This is a genomic window from Janthinobacterium sp. SUN120 (assembly GCF_030397735.1).
GTDB lineage: Bacteria > Pseudomonadota > Gammaproteobacteria > Burkholderiales > Burkholderiaceae_D > Janthinobacterium > Janthinobacterium kumbetense.
On sequence record NZ_JAPUBW010000002.1, the window covers coordinates 363,026 to 381,630 of the forward strand.

Annotated in this window: 18 protein-coding genes and 3 tRNA genes; 5 read left to right on the forward strand and 16 right to left on the reverse strand. The window is 62.4% G+C overall.

Annotation, left to right across the window (positions count from 1 at the left end; genetic code table 11):
* Window positions 1-59: 59 nt before the first annotated feature.
* The 5 genes from O0879_RS11385 to O0879_RS11405 form a co-directional block, all read right to left on the reverse strand.
* Window positions 60-135: transfer RNA gene (locus tag O0879_RS11385), tRNA-Asn, on the reverse strand.
* Between the two features lie 89 nt (window positions 136-224).
* Window positions 225-551 (reverse strand): Dabb family protein, encoded by a 327-nt coding sequence (locus O0879_RS11390; protein ID WP_289916496.1) that lies wholly within the window; start codon window positions 549-551, stop codon window positions 225-227.
* 123 nt (window positions 552-674) lie between these two features.
* Window positions 675-750: transfer RNA gene (locus O0879_RS11395), tRNA-Asn, on the reverse strand.
* 135 nt (window positions 751-885) lie between these two features.
* Window positions 886-961, reverse strand: a tRNA-Asn gene (locus O0879_RS11400).
* A gap of 131 nt (window positions 962-1,092) precedes the next feature.
* Window positions 1,093-2,307: an amino acid aminotransferase gene (locus O0879_RS11405; RefSeq protein ID WP_180278725.1), complete on the reverse strand. Its 1,215-nt coding sequence runs from the start codon at window positions 2,305-2,307 to the stop codon at window positions 1,093-1,095.
* Between the two features lie 112 nt (window positions 2,308-2,419).
* Between O0879_RS11405 and uvrB the strand changes: the two genes are divergently transcribed.
* Entirely contained in the window at window positions 2,420-4,507 is a 2,088-nt protein-coding gene (uvrB, locus tag O0879_RS11410) for an excinuclease ABC subunit UvrB (protein WP_099667101.1), read from the forward strand.
* Window positions 4,508-4,584: 77 nt separating this feature from the next.
* Here uvrB and O0879_RS11415 read toward each other — a convergent pair whose 3' ends face one another.
* Complete coding sequence (locus O0879_RS11415) at window positions 4,585-5,211, reverse strand: flavin reductase family protein (protein WP_289898499.1); 627 nt, start codon at window positions 5,209-5,211, stop codon at window positions 4,585-4,587.
* A gap of 193 nt (window positions 5,212-5,404) precedes the next feature.
* Here O0879_RS11415 and O0879_RS11420 point away from each other — a divergent pair, with 193 nt between their 5' ends.
* The 4 genes from O0879_RS11420 (at window position 5,405) to O0879_RS11435 (ending at window position 9,505) form a co-directional block, all read left to right on the forward strand.
* Window positions 5,405-6,466: an AI-2E family transporter gene (locus tag O0879_RS11420; RefSeq protein WP_099667099.1), complete on the forward strand. Its 1,062-nt coding sequence runs from the start codon at window positions 5,405-5,407 to the stop codon at window positions 6,464-6,466.
* A gap of 293 nt (window positions 6,467-6,759) precedes the next feature.
* Window positions 6,760-7,224 carry a hypothetical protein gene (locus O0879_RS11425; protein ID WP_289916498.1) on the forward strand — a complete coding sequence of 155 codons (465 nt, stop codon included), beginning with the start codon at window positions 6,760-6,762 and terminating at the stop codon, window positions 7,222-7,224.
* A gap of 74 nt (window positions 7,225-7,298) precedes the next feature.
* A complete protein-coding gene (locus O0879_RS11430) occupies window positions 7,299-8,726 on the forward strand; it encodes a hypothetical protein (protein WP_289916501.1) in 1,428 nt (475 codons plus the stop codon).
* Between the two features lie 119 nt (window positions 8,727-8,845).
* Window positions 8,846-9,505 carry a glutathione S-transferase family protein gene (locus tag O0879_RS11435; RefSeq protein ID WP_289916503.1) on the forward strand — a complete coding sequence of 220 codons (660 nt, stop codon included), beginning with the start codon at window positions 8,846-8,848 and terminating at the stop codon, window positions 9,503-9,505.
* A gap of 6 nt (window positions 9,506-9,511) precedes the next feature.
* Here the strand turns inward: O0879_RS11435 and O0879_RS11440 are convergent, their stop codons facing one another.
* The 10 genes from O0879_RS11440 to hfq all read right to left on the reverse strand — a co-directional run bounded on the left by O0879_RS11440 (window position 9,512) and on the right by hfq (window position 18,430).
* Window positions 9,512-9,817 carry an NIPSNAP family protein gene (locus tag O0879_RS11440; RefSeq protein WP_034752016.1) on the reverse strand — a complete coding sequence of 102 codons (306 nt, stop codon included), beginning with the start codon at window positions 9,815-9,817 and terminating at the stop codon, window positions 9,512-9,514.
* A complete protein-coding gene (locus O0879_RS11445) occupies window positions 9,814-10,740 on the reverse strand; it encodes a hypothetical protein (RefSeq protein ID WP_289916504.1) in 927 nt (308 codons plus the stop codon). The genes O0879_RS11440 and O0879_RS11445 overlap by 4 nt, the downstream gene beginning before the upstream one ends.
* On the reverse strand, window positions 10,737-11,246 hold the full coding sequence (locus O0879_RS11450) for a GNAT family N-acetyltransferase (RefSeq protein ID WP_289916506.1): 510 nt from the start codon (window positions 11,244-11,246) through the stop codon (window positions 10,737-10,739). Before O0879_RS11450 ends, O0879_RS11445 begins: the two co-directional genes overlap by 4 nt.
* A gap of 67 nt (window positions 11,247-11,313) precedes the next feature.
* Window positions 11,314-11,859 carry a phosphoribosyltransferase family protein gene (locus O0879_RS11455; RefSeq protein WP_034752020.1) on the reverse strand — a complete coding sequence of 182 codons (546 nt, stop codon included), beginning with the start codon at window positions 11,857-11,859 and terminating at the stop codon, window positions 11,314-11,316.
* Between the two features lie 66 nt (window positions 11,860-11,925).
* Window positions 11,926-13,239, reverse strand: a complete 1,314-nt coding sequence (locus O0879_RS11460; RefSeq protein ID WP_086147765.1) for an adenylosuccinate synthase — start codon at window positions 13,237-13,239, stop codon at window positions 11,926-11,928.
* Between the two features lie 3 nt (window positions 13,240-13,242).
* Entirely contained in the window at window positions 13,243-14,403 is a 1,161-nt protein-coding gene (locus O0879_RS11465; protein WP_099667092.1) for an ATP phosphoribosyltransferase regulatory subunit, read from the reverse strand.
* 270 nt (window positions 14,404-14,673) lie between these two features.
* Window positions 14,674-15,561: a protease modulator HflC gene (gene hflC / locus O0879_RS11470; RefSeq protein ID WP_099667091.1), complete on the reverse strand. Its 888-nt coding sequence runs from the start codon at window positions 15,559-15,561 to the stop codon at window positions 14,674-14,676.
* The gene (gene hflK, locus O0879_RS11475; protein ID WP_070254060.1) at window positions 15,561-16,853 is read right to left on the reverse strand and encodes an FtsH protease activity modulator HflK; all 1,293 of its coding nucleotides are present in this window, start codon (window positions 16,851-16,853) and stop codon (window positions 15,561-15,563) included. The genes hflC and hflK overlap by 1 nt, the downstream gene beginning before the upstream one ends.
* A 2-nt stretch (window positions 16,854-16,855) precedes the next feature.
* Window positions 16,856-18,079, reverse strand: a complete 1,224-nt coding sequence (gene hflX, locus O0879_RS11480) for a GTPase HflX (RefSeq protein WP_289916509.1) — start codon at window positions 18,077-18,079, stop codon at window positions 16,856-16,858.
* A gap of 114 nt (window positions 18,080-18,193) precedes the next feature.
* Window positions 18,194-18,430, reverse strand: a complete 237-nt coding sequence (gene hfq / locus O0879_RS11485; RefSeq protein ID WP_008450615.1) for an RNA chaperone Hfq — start codon at window positions 18,428-18,430, stop codon at window positions 18,194-18,196.
* Between the last annotated feature and the right edge of the window lie 175 nt (window positions 18,431-18,605).

Here is an 18,605-nt window from a genome sequence, read left to right on the forward strand (position 1 = left end):
GGCCCAGAAACGCAAAAAGCCCAACCGGTGAAGGCTGGGCTTTCTGCTACTGCGTGTTCTGGCTCCCCGACCTGGACTCGAACCAGGGACCTGCGGATTAACAGTCCGTCGCTCTACCAACTGAGCTATCAGGGAAAAGAGGCCGCATTCTATAGGGGAAATTTTACGATGTCCAGATTTCCCCGAGAAAAATGTACATTTCCCGGCTGCGCCTTGCCCGTCGGTCAGCCGGGATGCCCTTGCGGGTAGTAGTCAAAGACCAGCACCCGGCCCAGCCATGGCTTGAGCTGCTCGACAAAGGCCAGGTGGGCCGCATGGGTCAGGTACCCGTCGCGGGCGGCGGCATCATCGAAGGTCAGGGTAAAGCAATCGGTAAAGCCGTCATCGAGGCCTTCCGGGCTGACGTTCGGCCCCCATTCGAATTGCCGCACGCCGGGAATGCGGTGTTTCAGCTGGGAAAACTCATAAACGAGCTCGGCGTGTTTGGCAGACGTGATGCCATCGAGAAAGTCGCACAGGACGATGTGGCGCAAGGCGGAGGTACAAGTCATGGGAAGGTGCTCCTGAAGTGATGCATTCAGGATAGCGCAAAACGCGATCACGCACAGGCCAGCCCCGCTGGCGGCGCCGGAAAACAAAAAAGGCCATGTTTTTCAACATGGCCTTCCGAATTCTGGCTCCCCGACCTGGACTCGAACCAGGGACCTGCGGATTAACAGTCCGTCGCTCTACCAACTGAGCTATCAGGGAAAAGAGGCCGTATTATATAGGCCAAACTTGGCGCTGTCCAGATTTCCATAGGGAAAATCTTATCTTGCCTCAAGTTGCGCACCGGCGGCGCAAAAACAAAAAAGGCCACGTTTTTCAACGTGGCCTTCCGAATTCTGGCTCCCCGACCTGGACTCGAACCAGGGACCTGCGGATTAACAGTCCGTCGCTCTACCAACTGAGCTATCAGGGAAAAGAGGCAATATTATATGTCGCTTGTTCCATATTTGCAAGACCGCTACTGCATCTTCACAAACATGGCCATCGCCGACTTTCTACCGCCATCAGCGCCGCACTTGCATGCAGCGCCGAAGAAGCAAGATCTTAAAGCACTTTGGCGATCGCGTCAATAACGATGTCGATATTGCGCGAATTCAATGCTGCCACGCAGATACGGCCCGTGTCGACGGCGTAGATCGATTGCTCGCGCAGCGACGCCACCTGCTCCTTGGTCAAGCCCGAGTACGAGAACATGCCGATTTGCTGGCGCACGAATTCGAAGTCGTGGCCTGGCGCCTTGGCTTTCAGTTTTTCCACGAAGGCGTTGCGCATTTCGCGGATGCGCACGCGCATGCCGGCCAGTTCCTCTTCCCACAGCTGGCGCAGTTCCGGCGTGGCCAGGACGGTGGCGACCACCTTGCCGCCGTGTACCGGCGGGTTCGAGTAGTTGGTGCGCACGACGCGCTTCAGTTGCGACAGCAGGCGTGCCGCTTCGTCGGCGCTGGCGGCGACGACGCTCAGGGCGCCCACGCGCTCGCCGTACAGCGAGAACGATTTCGAGAACGAGTTCGATACCAGCAGCGGGCCGCCCGCGTCGGCGAAGCGGCGCACCACGGCGCCGTCTTCGGCGATGCCGTTGGCGAAGCCTTGATAGGCCATGTCCAGGAACGGCACCAGGCCGCGCGAGGTCACCACGCTGATGATCTGATCCCACTGGGCCACGCTCAGGTCGGCGCCGGTCGGGTTGTGGCAGCAGGCGTGCAGCACGACGATGGAGCCGGCTGGCATGGCGTTCAGGCTGGCCAGCATGCCGTCGAAGTTCACGCCATGGGTGGCGGCATCGTAATACGTGTAGTTATTCACGACGAAACCGGCGTTCTCGAACAGCGCGCGGTGATTTTCCCAGCTTGGGTCGCTGATGTAGACCTGGGCACCCGGCGCGAAGCGCTGCAGGAAGTCGGCACCGATCTTCAACGCGCCCGTGCCGCCGATGGCTTGCACGGTCACGGCGCGGCGCTCTTGAATTACGGCGCTATCGGCGCCAAATACGAGTTCTTGCACAGCCTTGTCGTAGGCGGCGAGGCCTTCGATCGGCAGATAGGTGCGTGGGGCGGCCTGTTCGATCAGGATGGCTTCCGCCTTGCGTACGCAAGCTAACAGAGGCACTTTGCCGTTGTCGTCATAATAGACGCCGACGCCCAGATTGATTTTGGCGGGATTCTGGTCCGCGTTAAATGCTTCGGTGATGCCCAGGATCGGGTCGCGTGGGGCCATCTCGATGGCGCTAAACAGACTGGCAGAAACAGTTGGGTTCGTCATGATAAGATTGGATTCGATTGGAAGCAGGTTCACAGCGGAGTTGTAGACAGCGCCCCAAAATACAACGCCAGGGCCGCCAGCAGAGCACTATTCTAACAAAGGTCTGATTCACATGCCCGAATTATCTACCGCCAGCGAGGCGGAAAGCGCAATTATCTCTTTCCCGGACTCCCCCTTCAAGCTGCACCAGCCCTTCCCTCCGGCCGGCGATCAGCCCACGGCGATCGCCCAATTATCCGAGGGGATTGCCGACGGACTGGCCTTCCAGACCCTGCTGGGCGTGACCGGTTCGGGCAAGACCTATACCATGGCCAACGTCATCGCGCGCATGGGCCGGCCCGCCATCGTCTTCGCGCCGAACAAGACGCTGGCGGCGCAGCTGTACAGCGAGTTCCGCGACTTTTTCCCGCAAAACGCGGTCGAATACTTCGTCAGCTACTACGATTACTACCAGCCCGAAGCCTACGTGCCGCAGCGCGACCTGTTCATCGAAAAGGATTCGTCGATCAACGAACATATCGAGCAGATGCGCCTGTCGTGCACCAAGTCGCTGATGGAACGGCGCGACGTCATCATCGTCGCCACCGTCTCGGCCATCTACGGTATCGGTAACCCGAACGAATACCACCAGATGATTTTGACCCTGCGCGTCAAGGACAGGGTCGCGCAGCGCGACGTCATCGCGCGCCTGATCCAGATGCAGTACACGCGCAACGAAGTCGACTTCGGCCGCGGCACCTTCCGCGTGCGCGGCGACACCATCGACATCTTCCCCGCCGAGCATGCGGAACTGGCCGTGCGCCTGGAAATGTTCGACGACGAGATCGAATCGATCCAGCTGTTCGACCCGCTGACGGGCCGCGTACGGCAAAAGATCCCCCGCTTCACTGTGTATCCGGGTTCGCACTATGTGACGCCCCGCTCCACCGTGCTGCGCGCCGTGGAAACCATCAAGGACGAGCTGCGCGAGCGCCTCGAGTTCTTCCGCAAGGAAAATAAACTGATCGAGGAGCAGCGGCTGGAACAGCGCACGCGCTTCGACCTGGAAATGATGGCGGAAATCGGTTTCACCAAGGGTATCGAGAACTATTCGCGCCATTTGAGCGGCGCGCTGCCGGGCGAACCGCCGCCCACCCTGGTCGACTACCTGCCGCCCGACGCCTTGATGTTCCTCGACGAATCGCACGTGCTGACGGGCCAGCTGAGCGCCATGTACAACGGCGACCGCTCGCGCAAGACCAACCTGGTCGACTACGGCTTCCGCCTGCCGTCGGCGCTGGACAACCGGCCCTTGAAATTCGAGGAATTCGAGCAAAAGATGCGCCAGACCGTGTTCGTCTCGGCCACCCCGGCCGAATACGAAAAGACGCATTCCGACCAGGTGGTCGAGCAGGTGGTGCGCCCGACGGGCCTGGTCGACCCGCAGATCATCGTGCGCCCCGCCAGCAGCCAGGTGGACGACCTGATGTCGGAAATCGTCGAGCGCATCAAGAAGGATGAGCGCGTGCTGGTGACGACTTTGACCAAGCGCATGTCGGAGCAGTTGACGGAATACCTGGGCGACCATGGCATCAAGGTGCGCTACCTGCACAGCGACATCGAGACGGTGGAACGCGTGGAAATCCTGCGCGACCTGCGCCTGGGCACCTTCGACGTGCTGGTAGGGATCAACCTGCTGCGCGAGGGCCTGGACTTGCCGGAAGTGTCGCTGGTGGCCATCCTCGATGCGGACAAGGAAGGCTTCCTGCGCTCCGAGCGCAGCCTGATCCAGACCATCGGCCGCGCCGCGCGCAACCTGAACGGCACGGCGATTTTGTATGGCGACCGCATCACGGACTCCATGCGCCGCGCCATCGACGAGACGGAGCGCCGCCGCGCCAAGCAGATCGCCTTCAATACGGCCAACAACATCATCCCGATCGGCGTGAAGAAATCGATCCGCGAAATGATCGACGGCGTCTACAGTCCGCAGGAAGCGCGCGAAACCCTACAAGTGGCGCAGGAAGCGGCGAAGTTCGAAGCCATGAGCGAAAAGCAGGTCAGCAAGGAAATCAAGCGCCTGGAAAAACTGATGGTCGACCACGCCAAGAACCTGGAATTCGAAAAGGCGGCGCAGGTGCGCGACCAGCTGCACATCCTCAAGCAGCAACTGTTCGGCGCACCGGGCACCGACAACGTGGCGTCGATCCTGGGCAAGTAAATGTCACGCCATGCGTGGGGGCTGGCCGGTCGCGCATGCCATTGCGTCATGCAGCAACAGCGCCCCGCCTCGCCCCTTCAGGGATAACTGGGCCGGCGCATGTGGAACAGGCTGTCCGGTCCGATCTCGAAATAATCGGCCGGACCGCCGCCGCGCAATATCGGCGCGGCGGCGGCCGTGTCGTACACGCCATCGGTCAACAGGTGGCGCGCGATATGCACGCCCACCACTTCCCCCAGCACCAGCCAGCTGCCGACACCATCTCCCTTGACGCCTTGCAGTTCGATGATCTGCGTGCGCCGGCATTCGAAGGAGACGGGGCTTTCGGCCACGCGCGGCACGTTGACGAGGCGCGAGGCGGCCGGCGTCAGGCCGGCCAGCGCGAATTCGTCGACTTCGGGCGGCGCCGGCGCGCAGCTGGCATTCATCGCCTCGGCCAGCGGACGCGTCGCCAGGTTCCACACGAATTCGCCCGTTTGTTCGATATTGCGCAAGGTATCCTTGCGGCCAATGCTGGAAAATCCGATCAGCGGCGGATGGTAATTGAAGGCGTTGAAAAAGCTGTACGGCGCCAGGTTCAGCACGCCCTCGCCGCTGCGCGAGGCGATCCAGCCGATGGGCCGCGGCCCCACGATGGCGTTGAACGGGTCATGCGGCAAGCCATGGCCCTGTGCGGGTTCATAAAAGTGAATGGGGTCAAGCACGCGCGTTCCTAAAGTAGTCAGAGGCGCCCGGGATGGAACGCCTGGAACGACAGCTTACTGGAATTGCCGCCACCGCGTTGCCAGCCCGCAGCGCCAGGTGCGTTCGCGCACGCAGCATGATAATTGTATGGCGCGCCGCAGCACGCCTCGCTTATGATGGGGCAACTCAACCCCGATCATTGCGCCACCGCCCATGCCTACCCTCACGCTGCACCAGAAAGTGTTCTTGCTCCTCCTGAGCGTCGTCACCATCGGCTTCGGCTGGATACTGGCGCCCTATGCGGGCGCCATCTTCTGGGGCGTCGTCCTGGCGATCCTGTTCGCGCCCGTGTACCGCTGGCTACTGCGAAAAACCCGGGGCCGCGCCGGCGTGGCGTCGCTGCTCACCTTGCTGTTGATCATCGTCATCGTGATCCTGCCGCTGTCGCTCATTTCCGTGTCGCTGGTGAACCAGGCGGCCAGCGTCGTGGAAATGGTACGTTCGGGTGAAATCACGGTCGCCATGTTCTTCGATAAGATCATGGCGGTGCTGCCGCAATGGCTGATCAACTTGCTCGACCGCTTCAACCTGACCAGCCTGGCCAGCCTGCAGGACAAGCTGGCCGAGGGCGCCACGCAAGTGAGCCAGGTGGTGGCGGTGAAAGCCATCAATGTGGGTCTGTACACCTTCGAATTCCTCACCAGCTTGTGCATCATGCTGTACCTGCTGTTTTTCCTGATGCGCGATGGCTCGGCCCTGTCGGCCCGCATCAAGGGTGCCGTGCCGCTGAGCCGCAAATACAAGCAACGCCTGTTCACCAATTTCACCACGGTGATCCGCGCCACGGTGAAGGGCAACATCCTCGTGGCGATTGCCCAGGGCGCCCTCGGCGGCCTGGCATTCTGGTTCCTCGACGTGCCCGCGCCCCTGCTGTGGGCCGTGCTGATGGCCTTCCTGTCGCTGCTGCCGGCCGTCGGCGCCGCCCTCGTCTGGGCGCCCGTTGCCGTCTACTTCCTCGCCACGGGCGCCATCTGGCAAGGCGCGGGCCTGGCCGCCTTCGGCGTCTTCGTCATCGGCCTGGTCGACAACGTGCTGCGCCCCGTTTTGGTGGGCAAGGACACCAAGATGCCCGACTACGTGGTGCTGCTGTCGACCGTGGGCGGCATGGCCCTGTTCGGCCTGAACGGCTTTGTCATCGGCCCCGTGGTGGCGGCCCTGTTCATCGCCTCGTGGGATCTGTTCGTCTCGGCCAGCGAATTCCAGGCCGAGGATTGAAGCGTGGCAATCGGGAGCGTCAGCACCCCATCCGGCAAAAATAATGGCGACGGAAGCCGGCTTGCCGGCGGTGCCACTTGCGCTTCCAGAAACAGGCCGGAACAGCCTGGCGGCAGAGTGCCCGCCAGCGCTGACCAGGCTCGGCAACTATCCACATGAGATCGCATTTCCCATCATTTACCATGATGCAACAGTGTGTATTTAGCAACAGATGCAAAAATATAGTTTTTGACGCAGCAGGTGCCGCGGCGTAGTGTCGGTCGTCCCGACAACCACGTAATGAGGAGCCTCCCATGGCAAATCCACTGTGCTTAATGATGCCGGCGCTGCCCGGCACCAATCCGACCGCCATCGCCGCAACATTGCTGGAATACCAACCGAAGATCAATGCCGCCCTTACCACTATCGGTACCGTGCACTTTGCCCGCTTCACCCTGCTTGACCGCTCCCAGCCCAATCTGCTGCCCAACATTCAATCGGCGGGCACTTCCGATAGCCTGGTCATCGGCGTGATCACCGAGTATGACGGCAACTTCAACGACTACATCGAAGATTTCGTGGGCCAACTGGGCGAGGTATTCGACGCGCTGCTGCAATTTGTCGTGGGCGGCAAGGCGCTGATTCCTGTGGCTAACCATGTGGCTGCATTTGAAGCCTTCATCACGGCCAACGACGCCGCGCAGCACGTGCCCAATAACGGCCTGTACAGCGCCTATCCGCAGACCGTCCAGAAAATCATCGCCGCATTCCGAACCTGAGCCGAAAGCCACGCCGGGGCTGCGCAAGCGGCCCCACCACCCTGCCAGCCACAACCCCAGCCCCCGGAGACAGCATGGCCGATTCCACCATCGATTACGACGACGTGCAAGGCACGATCCTGCGCGGCTACCGCGTCAACCTGGCGCGCCATTTCATCTTCAGCATCACGGATGCGGCGCAGGCACGGCGCACCATCGCGGCCCTGCTCGACGGCAGCGACGGCTTGCCGTCCATTACCACGGCGCGGCACATCCACCCCAAGCCGCCCTGCTTCCTGAATCTCAGCTTTACCGCTCCCGGCCTGTCGGCGCTGGGCGTTGCCGCGACCGACCTCGCCACCTTTGACCAGGCATTTCAACGGGGCGCGGCCGATCCGGCCAGCGTCAATGCCGTGGGCGACGTGGGCGACAGCGCCCCCGAGCACTGGCTCGGCAACCTGGGGCCGGCTACCCAGCATGGCCAGGTGCATGCGCTGCTGAGCCTGTGGGTCAGCGAATCGACGGAAGTGCTGCAGGCGACCTCGGCCACACTACGCCGCGCCTTTGCCGCCGGCTGGCGCGAACTGTATGCGCACGACGGCGTGGCCCTGCCAGACAACCGCGTGCATTTCGGCTACCGCGACAGCATCGCCCAGCCGGACGTCGATGGCGCCCCGCAGCGCAAGCGCGAACACGACCCTGACCCGCTCAACAGCGTCAAGACGGGGGAATTCCTGCTCGGCTATCCGAATGAAAACGGCGGCACCTACGCGGTGCAGCCGCCGCAACTGTCCACCAATGGCAGTTATGCCGCCTTCCGCATCCTGGAGCAGGACGTGCCGCTATTCGACAGCATCCTGAGCCAGGGCGCGGCCAGTTCCGGGCTCTCGACCGAAATGGTGGCCGCCAAGATGTGCGGGCGCTGGCGCAACGGCAATCCGCTCGTGCTCAGGCCGGACGAGGCCGGGCCCGTGCTGCCGGACGCCAGCCTGAACCGCTTTCACTATGTCGATGCGCAGCCGGACCTCGATGACACGCTGGGCCTGAAATGCCCGATCGGCGCGCATATCCGGCGCAACAATCCGCGCGACGAAGCCGTCGTGGGCGCCCCCTCCCGCCACCACCGCATCGTGCGGCGCGCCATGCCCTACGGCAGCGAATATGATCCGGCAGCACCCATCGCGGAGCAGCGCGGCCTGGTCGGCTATTTCATCAATGCCAGCCTGCGCAATCAGTTCGAATTCCTGATGAAGCAATGGAATAATGACGATGCCTTCGTCAAATCGGCCGTCGGCCCGGCCGGTCCCGAGGCGGGCGATGCCACGTTCAACATCAGCGGCCAGGACGTGTTCCTGGGCATCAACGACCCGGCCGTCAGTTCCTTCACCTTGCCCGGCGTGGGCGCGAAGGGAAGCGGCAATACCGAACTGCAGCATTTCTCGCGCAGCGTCATCACGCGTGGCGGCGTGTATTGCTTCTTCCCCAGCATCACGGGATTGCGCTACCTGGCGAACCTCGGCTAGGCGGGCGCGCCACGCGGGCAAGCGGGAATGGCGCGTACCGCTTGCATTGATCCTGTCATTGCACTATCGTTGGCACACGCGCGAGTTGCCAACCTTTCACAATGACAGGAGTTCCCACCGTGTCGCTGATCCTCTACGGCCATCCCTTTTCCTCGTACACGCAGAAGGTACTCATCGCGCTGTACGAGAACGCCATCCCGTTCGCCTTCCGCTGCCTGGCGCAGGAGATGCCGGAAAACCTGCAGCAATGGCTCGAGCGCTGGCCACTGCGCAAGTTTCCGCTGCTGGTGGACGGCGAGCGCAACGTCGCCGAGACCAGCATCATCATCGAATACCTGCAACTGGCCCATCCCGGTCCGCTGCGCCTGCTGCCGGACGACCCGATGCAGGCGCTGGACGTGCGTTTTCTCGACCGCTACTTCGACCTGCACGTCATGACACCCGTGCAGCATGCCGTCGGCGCCGCCCTGACTGGCGATCCGGCAAAGACCCATGAAGGCCGCGCGTTTGCCGGCGAAAAGCTGGACCTGGCCTACGCCTGGCTGGAACAGCACCTGGACGGCAGGACGTGGGCCGCCGGCGACCGCTTCAGCCTGGCCGACTGCGCCGCCGCCCCCGCGCTGTTCTATGCGGACTGGACGCAGCCGATTCCCGCAACGCTGCCCCTGCTGCGCGCCTACCGCGCGCGCCTGCTGGCCCGTCCTTCGTTCGCCCGCGCGGTGGAGGAGGCACGTCCGTACCGCCACCTCTTCCCCCTGGGCGCGCCGCAGCGCGATTGACCCTGTTCAGGCAAACACGGGACGGAAAAAACTGCGCTCGTAGCTGACGATGCAGCGCGTCTCTTCCGCATAGCGAAAGGCGGCCTGGCATTCGGCGTCCTGCATCGAGTCGCTGCGGTATTGCTCGTACAGGGCCAGGCTGGGGAACGAAAACATGGCCAGCGCCACGTTGCTGGCGCCTTCGGACGGCAAAAAGTAGCCGTGATGCTGGCCACCGAAGCGTTCGACGAGCGGTATCCACAGCTTGCCGTAGGCTTCGAATTCCCGCAATTTATATGGGTCGATGATGTAACGCAGGTAACAAGTAATCATGCGGTTTCCTTGTGAAGATTCAGATCCGTCAGCATGCCGGACTCCCAGGAGCCGATGGCGGCCAGTGGCGTGCCAGGCAAGAAGTCCAGCGCGCAGGGATAGGCAATGGCGTGTTCGGCAAGCACGCCGAGTCCCGGCCAGCCGTAGAACAGCAGCTTGCCCTTGCCGATGCGGCCCAGCGCGCCGCCGTCGGGCAGCCAGCGCAAGGCGTCGCCCGTGCCGCCGCCCGCCTCCACGGCCACCGTGGCCAGCCGGCGGCCATCGTCCAGCGCATGCACGGACAGACACTCTTGGCCGTCAGCGTAATGCAGCACTGCCAGGAGCGTGCCATCGGGCGACGGCGCGCACGACGCCAGCTTCGGCAGCGACAGCACCACGCGGCCGGCGCCCGCCTGCAGCGGCCAGTCCCACACGCTGCAATAGTCGGGCGGCTGCACTTGCCCCTCTTCCACCGATTTGACGCCATGCAGGAGCAGCAAACGCCGTCCGCCATCGATAGCCCACATGCCGCGCAGCATCTCGCCCGGGTGCGCCTGCGTGAAGAGCACCTCGCCCGTTTGCGCGTCGCGCACCCGCAGGCGGCCATCCCAGCCGCCGTCGGCAAGATACTGCCCGCAAGGCGACCACGCGGGACCGCAGCCTTCGCCCTCCTTCTTGTTCTGTAAGTTCAGCAGCAACTGGCCAGCGAGGGCATCCACCACCACCATCTGGCCCGTCGTACTCTTGATGGCCAGCCGGCTGCCGTCGGGCGAAAAAGCCATGTCCGACATGTGCGCGATGAATTTGCCGCGCCACAGCTTCTGGCGCGCCGCCACGTCCCACAGGACCAGGTCGCGTCCCAGCACGGCCAGTCGCGTGCCATCGGGCGAAAAGCGCACGCCATAGCTGCAGCCCAGCTTCAGGGGCTTCAGCCTTGCCGTCATGGGCGCACCAGCCGGTACACGACGCTATCGAGGTCGTAATGGCGCTCCATGCCCACGTACTGCATGCCCAGGCGCGTCATGACCTTGATCGAGGCGGCATTGTCCGGGTGGGCCACGGCCACCACTTCGGGCGCGCCGACGACGTCGAAAGCATGCGCAACGATGGCATTGGCCGCCTCGCTGGCGTAGCCCTTGCCCCAGCCGGCCCGCGTCAGGCGCCAGCCGATTTCGTGCGGCTGCGCCTTGTCGCCGCCGATATGCTGCAGGCAGGCCAGCCCCACCAGCACCTCATCTTCGGTGCGGATCAAGGCCCACCACGAATAGCCCCACTCGACCCAGCGCCCCATGATGCGGGCAACGGCAGCACGTGTATGTTCCTCCGTCTCCGGCTGGCCCGCATTGAGGTAAGTCATCACTTCGGTATCCGAGTTCATGGCGTGCATGGCGTCGTAATGCTTCTCGGTGACGGGTTCGAGGCGCAGGCGCGCCGTGTGCAAGATGGTCATGGCATTTCCTTGGACGAAAAAAAAGACGATACACGATCGTCTTTTTTTAGCAAGAGTGCACGCACAATTACTTGCCTGCTTCGCCCTTCTTGATCCACGCCGCCAGCTGGTGCGGGCGCAGGCCGTCGTAGTCTTCGAACGGCTGGTGGATCCATGGATTGTGCGGCAATTCGTCCAGGAAGTAGTCGGGACGCACGACGGAGCAGCCTTTCAGCCAGATCACGGCCGATTTGACTTCGGTCACGTCAGGGAAGTTTTCCTTCAGGTGACGCGTGACTTTATCCAGGGTGACGCCGGAATCGGCCAGGTCGTCGACCAGCAGGATGCGGCCAGCCAGCGGGCCCTTGGTCATGGTCATGTACTTGGCGATATCGAGGTCGCCGCGCACCGTGCCCGCGTCTTCGCGGTAGGAGCTGGTCGACAGGATGGCCAGCGGCAAATCAAAAATGCGCGAGAACACGTCGCCGGGACGCACGCCGCCGCGCGCCAGGCACAGTACCTGGTCGAATTTCCAGCCCGATTCGTAGACCTTGAGCGCCAGGCGCTCGATCAGGCGGTGGTATTCTTCCCAGTTGACCCAGAGATGTTGATCGTTCGATTGTGGGGTAGTCATGATAGTGGAATCTTATTATTAGCGTGATTAAAAAAATCCGCCTTGCGGCGGATTGTGTCCAGCAGCTTACTCGAATGGGTGGCGCAGCACGATCGTTTCTTCACGATCCGGACCGGTCGAAACCATGTCCACCGGCACGCCGACCAGTTCTTCGATGCGCTTGATGTAAGCGCGGGCCGTTGCCGGCAGGGCCGCCAGCGATTTCGCGCCGACCGTGCTTTCCGTCCAGCCTGGCATCTCTTCGTACACCGGTACGCAACGGGCGGCTTCTTCAGCGCCCGATGGGAAGATGTCCGTGGCCACGCCGTCAATGGTGTAGCCGGTGCACAGTTTCAAGGTTTCGATACCGTCCAGCACGTCCAGCTTGGTCAGGCACATGCCCGTCACGCCGTTGATCTGCACGGAGCGGCGCAGTAAGGCGGCGTCGAACCAGCCGCAGCGACGGGCGCGGCCCGTCACGGTGCCGAATTCATGGCCGACTTGCGCCAGGTGGTGGCCGACGCCCGCATCCGTTGGCAGTTCCGAAGGGAACGGGCCGGAACCGACACGCGTCGTGTACGCCTTGGTGATGCCCATGATGTAGTGCAGCATGCCAGGACCGACGCCCGAACCGGCGGCGGCATTGCCGGCCACGCAGTTCGACGAGGTGACGAACGGATAGGTGCCGTGGTCGACGTCGAGCAGGGAACCTTGCGCGCCTTCGAACAGCAGGTTCGCGCCAGCCTTGTGCGCCTTGTACAGCGCGCTCGACACGTCGGTGACCATCGGACGCAGACGCGGCACATAGGCCAGCGCGTCGTCGAGGGTCTTCTGGTAATCGATGCGCGGAGCCTTCAGGTAGTGCTCCAGCACGAAGTTGTGATAATCGAGGTTTTCCGCCAGTTTTTCGGCGAAACGGGCTTCGTTCAGCAAGTCGGCGACGCGGATGGCGCGGCGCGCCACCTTGTCTTCGTAGGCCGGGCCGATGCCCTTGCCTGTGGTGCCGATCTTGGCCGCGCCGCGCGCAGCTTCGCGGGCCAGGTCGAGTGCCGAGTGGTAAGGCAGGATCACCGGTGCGGCGTCCGACACTTTCAGGCGCGAGGCGACTTCGACGCCGACGGCTTCGAGCTTGTCGATTTCGCGCAGCACGTCCGGCACGGAAACGACCACGCCGTTACCGATGTAGCAGGCGACGCCTGGGCGCATGATGCCCGACGGGATCAGCTGCAGCGCGGTTTTCACGCCGCCGATGACCAGCGTGTGGCCTGCATTGTGGCCGCCCTGGAAGCGCACCACACCCTGGGCGTGATCGGTCAACCAATCGACGATCTTGCCTTTACCTTCATCGCCCCATTGGGTGCCGATGACAACAACGTTCTTTGCCATAATTTTCTTTGACATCACTCAACCTAAGTTTTTAAGAATCCAGCTACTACCATTATCGGCAAGTACCAGCACGCGATCGCACTCGAACTCGTCTTGTTCATTACTGTGACCCGGCATACTCTGGATCACGACCTCGCCCGCCTTGCGCAACTCGGCGATTTTTTCCTTCAATTCTGGCGCGCTGCCCCACGGCGCGCGGATCGAATGCTTCCGTTCCGCGGTCGGCAACAGGCGCGCCAGTTCGCGCAAATCGAGCGAGAAGCCGGTCGCGGGACGAGCCCGGCCGAACGCTTCGCCGACGTGGTCATAACGGCCGCCGCGCGCAACCGCGTTCGGCAAGCCAGGTACATACAGCGCAAACATCGCGCCACTTTCATATTGGTAGCCGCGCAGGTCGGCCAGGTCGATCGCCACTTCGGCGCGGCCCAGCGCAGAGCCTGCCAGCGCGGCCAGTTCGGCCAGCGCCTTGAGCACGCCCGGCAGCGGCGGCAGCACTTCGCGCGCACGCGCCAGCACGTCGATATCGCCATACAGGTTCGGCAAGGCCAGCAGCGCATCGCGCGTCACGGCGTCGTAGCCGGCCGTCAGGGCGCGCAAGCCCGGCGCATCCTTCGCGCGCAGCAGGGTGTACAGCGCAGCCTCGTCGCGCACGGCAGCGGCGTCTTGCGCAATGATAGCGCGCAACAGGCCGACGTGCGACAAATCCAGGCGGACCGCGTCGAAACCGGCCAGTGCCAGCGAAGCGAGCGCCAGTTCCTGGATCTCGGCATCCGCTTCCAGGCCGGCGTGGCCATAGATCTCGGCGCCGATCTGCAGCGGTTCGCGGGTAGCGTGCAGGCCCGACGGACGGGTATGCAGCACGCTGCCGGCGTAGCACAGGCGGGTGACGGTGGCACGGTTGAGCAGGTGGGCGTCGATGCGCGCCACTTGCGTCGTCATGTCGGCGCGCAGGCCGAGCATGCGGCCCGACAGCTGGTCGACCAGTTTGAACGTGCGCAGGTCGGTATCCTTGCCAGCGCCAGTCATCAGCGATTCCAGATACTCGAGCAGCGGCGGCATGACCAGTTCATATCCGTACAGACGGAAATTATCCAGCATGAGGCGGCGCAGCTCTTCGATCTTGCGCGCTTCCGACGGCAGAACATCGGCAATATTTTCGGGCAAAAGCCAATTCGGCATGAGGGAGCGAGATACGGAAGAAAGTTGAAAAAATGCATCATGCGAGGCAGCGGCGGGCGCGCCAGGCAAGAGGCCGAACCTGATATTTTACGCGAAAACACGGGCCTTTAGGGATAAGTTGTCCGAAACGCTGCCGCACAGCCCTAAAAACACCGCATTTTACGCCTTCCCGCAACAGCATGCCGGGCACAAAAAAACGGGGCCGGCATTCACGCCGGCCCCGCTGCTGCCGCACCCGACCTTGCGGCCGGGAGCAGTCTCGATGCTGCCTTACTTCTTGGCCGGACCGGCTGCGCCGCCACCCTTGAAGTACTTGAAGAATTCCGAACTCGGATCGACCACCATCACGTCGCCCTTGTCCTTGAACGTGGCGCGGTAGGCTTCCAGGCTACGGTAGAACTTGTAGAACTCCGGATTCTTGCCAAACGCTTCCGCATAGATCTGCGACGCCTTGGCATCGCCCTCGCCGCGGATCTTCTCGGCTTCGCGATACGCTTCGGCCAGGATCACCGTGCGCTGCTTGTCGGCGTCGGCGCGGATTTTCTCGGAGTCAGCCGAACCGGTCGAACGCAGCTCATTGGCCACGCGCACGCGCTCGGACTTCATGCGCTCGTACACGGAGTTGTTGATCTGCTCGACGTAGTCGACGCGTTTCAGGCGCACGTCGACGATTTCCACGCCGATGGCCTTCGCTTCCGCCGAAACCTTCGCCAGGATCGCTTCCATCACCTTGCCGCGCTGGCCCGAGATCACTTCGCGCACGGTGCGCTTGGTGATTTCATCGTTCAGCGCCGCCTTGACGATTTGCGACATGCGGTTGCGGGCCGGCTTTTCATCGCCGCCAAAGCTGCGGAAATACAGCCGTGGATCGGCGATGCGCCATTTCACATACGCGTCGACGAGGATGTTCTTCTTCTCGGCCGTAATGAAGCGTTCCGGCTCCGGCGTATCCAGGGTCAGGATGCGCTTGTCCAGGTACAGCACGTTCTGGAACGGCGGCGGCAGCTTGAAATACAGGCCCGGCGTGCTGATGACTTCCTTGACTTCGCCGAGGGCGAAGACGACCGCATACTTACGCTGGTCGACCACGAACACGGTCGAGGACAAGAGCATGATCGCGATAAAGCCCGCGATCAGGGCGGCTACGATACGGTTCATTAGCGGCTCTCCCGTTCACGCGAAGAGCGGCTGTCGCGGCGCGTATTGACTTCTACTGTCGGCATGGCTTCCTGTGGCAAAACGGTATTGGCTGCGGGTGTCGCGGCAGCACGGGCGGCGGCAGCGGCAGCGTCGGTGGCAGCCGTCTGGGCGATCAGCTTGTCGAGCGGCAGGTACAGCAGATTGCTGCCCGTCTTCGCGTCGACCATGACCTTGCTGGCACTGCTGAACACTTGCTGCATCGTCTCGAGGTACATGCGGTCGCGCGTGACGACCGGCGCCTTCTGGTACTCGACCAGCACCTGCTTGAAGCGCGAGGCATTACCGGCGGCGTTCTCGGTCACCATCGCGCTGTACGCGGCAGCTTCCTCCATCAGGCGGAATGCGGCGCCGCGGGCTTTTGGAATGACGTCGTTGGCGTATGCCTGGCCTTCATTCTTCTGGCGTTCGCGGTCCTGGCCTGCCTTGACGGCATCGTCGAAGGCGGCTTGCACCTGCTCCGGCGGCTGCACGGCCTGCATCGTCACGTTGGTGATGACGGCGCCGACCTTGTAGCGGTCGAGGATCTGCTGCATCAGCTGCTGCGTATCGTACGCCACTTTTTCGCGGCCTTCATACAGCACGAAGTCCATCTTGCTGCGGCCGACCACTTCGCGGATCGCCGTTTCGGCGACCTGGCGCAAGGTATCTTCCTGGTCGCGCGTGTTGAACAGCCACGCGACGGGGTCTTTCAAGGTGTATTGCACCGCGAACTGGATGTCGATGATGTTTTCATCGTCCGTCAGCATCAGCGATTCGCTGGCCTGCTTGTTGCGCAGCGACTGGCGGTAACCCACTTCCACCGTGCGCACCTGCGACACGTTGACGGTTTCGTCAGTCTGGAACGGGTACGGCCAGCGCCAGTTGAAACCGGCCGGCGTGGTGTGGCTGTATTTGCCGAACGTGAGGACGACGCCGTTCTGGCCCTCTTGCACGATGAAGGCGCCGCTGGCAAGCCAGATGAAGACGGCGATCACGCCGACCACGCCGGCGGTGATGCCGGCACCCTTCATGTCGGGACGCGGACCACCGCCGCCACCGTTGTTATTGCCGCCGTTGTCGGGACGGTTCTTCTGTCCGAAAAAGGCGTTCAGGCGCTGATTGAAATCGCGCCACAACTGATCGAGGTCCGGCGGACCTTCGCCGGGCTTTTTGCCTTCTTGGGCTTTCTTGCCGTCGTCCTTGCGATTGCCCCAGCGGGGATCGTTCAGGGACAACTTCAAGCCTGTTTTTTTGAGTAGGGAGACAAGCATAACTATCGTGTTCCGACTTGGGAGTGGGTGGAAATCCTATCGTCCTCGCCAGGCTCTTCGTCCTGGTCCGGGGCGGCGCCATCGTGCTGGTCGTACTGACCGTCAAACTGATCTTCCTGCAGTGCTTCATCGCTCTGATACAGGTGGGCCGAACCGGGCGCCTTCCTGGCCATCTCGACAATCGCATCGCGCAGCAGGTCGAGCCCGCTGCCCTTCTGCGCACTGACGAACACGCGACTGATCGTAGCATATTCATCGCGCTCCACCGAAGGCTCCAGCCCGGCCGCATCGATCTTGTTCCACACGAGGATTTGCGGAATGTGATCGGCGCCGATCTCTTTCAAGACCAGGTTGACCTGCTCGATCTGCTCCATGCGCACCGGCGACGCGGCGTCGACGACGTGCAGCAGCAAATCGGCATGGATGGTTTCTTCGAGCGTGGCGCGGAAGGCCGCCACCAGCTGATGCGGCAATTCGCGCACGAAGCCGACCGTGTCGGAGATCACCACATTGCCCACTTCCTGGCCCAGGTAAACCCGGCGCGAGGTGGTGTCGAGGGTGGCGAACAACTGGTCGGCGACGTACACGCCGGCCTTGGTCACGGCATTGAACAGCGTCGACTTGCCGGCATTGGTATAGCCGACCAGGGACACGGAAAATGTGTGATTGCGGCCGCGCGCGCGGCGCTGCGTTTCGCGCTGCTTGTGCAGCTTTTCCAGGCGCGCGCGCAAGGCCTTGACGCGGTCGCCGATCAGCCGGCGGTCGGTCTCGAGCTGCGTCTCGCCGGGACCGCGCAAGCCGATACCGCCCTTTTGCCGCTCAAGGTGGGTCCAGCCGCGGATCAGGCGCGTGGCCAGATGCTGCAGCTGGGCCAGTTCGACTTGCAGCTTGCCCTCGTGGCTCTTGGCGCGCTGCGCGAAGATGTCGAGGATCAGGCTGGTACGGTCGAGCACGCGCACATTCAGGCGCTTTTCCAGATTGCGCTGCTGTGCTGGCGAGAGGGCGTGGTTGAAGATGACGATTTCCAGGCCATCGTTGACGACGACGTCGCCAATTTCATCGACCTTGCCGCTGCCGACGAAATACGCGGAATCCGGACTGGAACGCTTGGCCGTGATGGCGGAAATCGGGTCGGCGCCAGCCGAACGCGACAACAGCATGAGTTCCTCCATGCTGGCGGCGAAGTCGCTGTGACCGAAGTCAACCCCGACTAGTGCCGCGCGCATGATGGCAACTGATGAGTTGTGGCGGACGCCGACGCCGATGCAAACGCATCAGCGCCGCTGGCGCGGACGGGGGCGATGGAGGGTGAAAGGCGCTGGGCCGTCAAGCTCAACGCTTTACTCCGCTTCAGATTCAATATTGAGATTGACGGCACGGGCCGGCACCACTGTCGAGATGGCATGCTTGTACACCATCTGTGTCACCGTATTGCGCAGCAATACGACATATTGATCGAACGATTCGATATGGCCCTGCAATTTAATGCCATTGACCAGGTAGATCGAGACAGGAACATGCTCTTTGCGTAATGCATTGAGGAATGGGTCTTGTAACAGTTGCCCTTTGTTGCTCATAACAGCTCCGTTGTTTATGTTGTTGTGTAAGAATTGGAGGCGACTCGCTTGATTTCAAGTGCTCTCACACCTTTCAAAGAAAGAAAGATGCGTCATAGCTACTGTAACCTGTTTTCGCGATCGCTGTCGCGCATGGCGCATTAACACTTTATTATTTCCGTGCAAAAGCCATTGA

Excerpts from the sequence above, each read along its gene's own strand:
- O0879_RS11390 (WP_289916496.1), bottom strand. The coding sequence starts at position 551 with ATGACTTGTACCTCCGCCTTGCGCCACATCGTCCTGTGCGACTTTCTC.
- O0879_RS11405 (WP_180278725.1), bottom strand. The coding sequence starts at position 2,307 with ATGACGAACCCAACTGTTTCTGCCAGTCTGTTTAGCGCCATCGAGATG.
- uvrB (WP_099667101.1), top strand. The coding sequence starts at position 2,420 with ATGCCCGAATTATCTACCGCCAGCGAGGCGGAAAGCGCAATTATCTCT.
- O0879_RS11420 (WP_099667099.1), top strand. The coding sequence starts at position 5,405 with ATGCCTACCCTCACGCTGCACCAGAAAGTGTTCTTGCTCCTCCTGAGC.
- O0879_RS11425 (WP_289916498.1), top strand. The coding sequence starts at position 6,760 with ATGGCAAATCCACTGTGCTTAATGATGCCGGCGCTGCCCGGCACCAAT.
- O0879_RS11430 (WP_289916501.1), top strand. The coding sequence starts at position 7,299 with ATGGCCGATTCCACCATCGATTACGACGACGTGCAAGGCACGATCCTG.
- O0879_RS11440 (WP_034752016.1), bottom strand. The coding sequence starts at position 9,817 with ATGATTACTTGTTACCTGCGTTACATCATCGACCCATATAAATTGCGG.
- O0879_RS11445 (WP_289916504.1), bottom strand. The coding sequence starts at position 10,740 with ATGACGGCAAGGCTGAAGCCCCTGAAGCTGGGCTGCAGCTATGGCGTG.
- O0879_RS11450 (WP_289916506.1), bottom strand. The coding sequence starts at position 11,246 with ATGACCATCTTGCACACGGCGCGCCTGCGCCTCGAACCCGTCACCGAG.
- O0879_RS11455 (WP_034752020.1), bottom strand. The coding sequence starts at position 11,859 with ATGACTACCCCACAATCGAACGATCAACATCTCTGGGTCAACTGGGAA.
- O0879_RS11460 (WP_086147765.1), bottom strand. The coding sequence starts at position 13,239 with ATGTCAAAGAAAATTATGGCAAAGAACGTTGTTGTCATCGGCACCCAA.
- O0879_RS11465 (WP_099667092.1), bottom strand. The coding sequence starts at position 14,403 with ATGCCGAATTGGCTTTTGCCCGAAAATATTGCCGATGTTCTGCCGTCG.
- hflC (WP_099667091.1), bottom strand. The coding sequence starts at position 15,561 with ATGAACCGTATCGTAGCCGCCCTGATCGCGGGCTTTATCGCGATCATG.
- hflK (WP_070254060.1), bottom strand. The coding sequence starts at position 16,853 with ATGCTTGTCTCCCTACTCAAAAAAACAGGCTTGAAGTTGTCCCTGAAC.
- hflX (WP_289916509.1), bottom strand. The coding sequence starts at position 18,079 with ATGCGCGCGGCACTAGTCGGGGTTGACTTCGGTCACAGCGACTTCGCC.
- hfq (WP_008450615.1), bottom strand. The coding sequence starts at position 18,430 with ATGAGCAACAAAGGGCAACTGTTACAAGACCCATTCCTCAATGCATTA.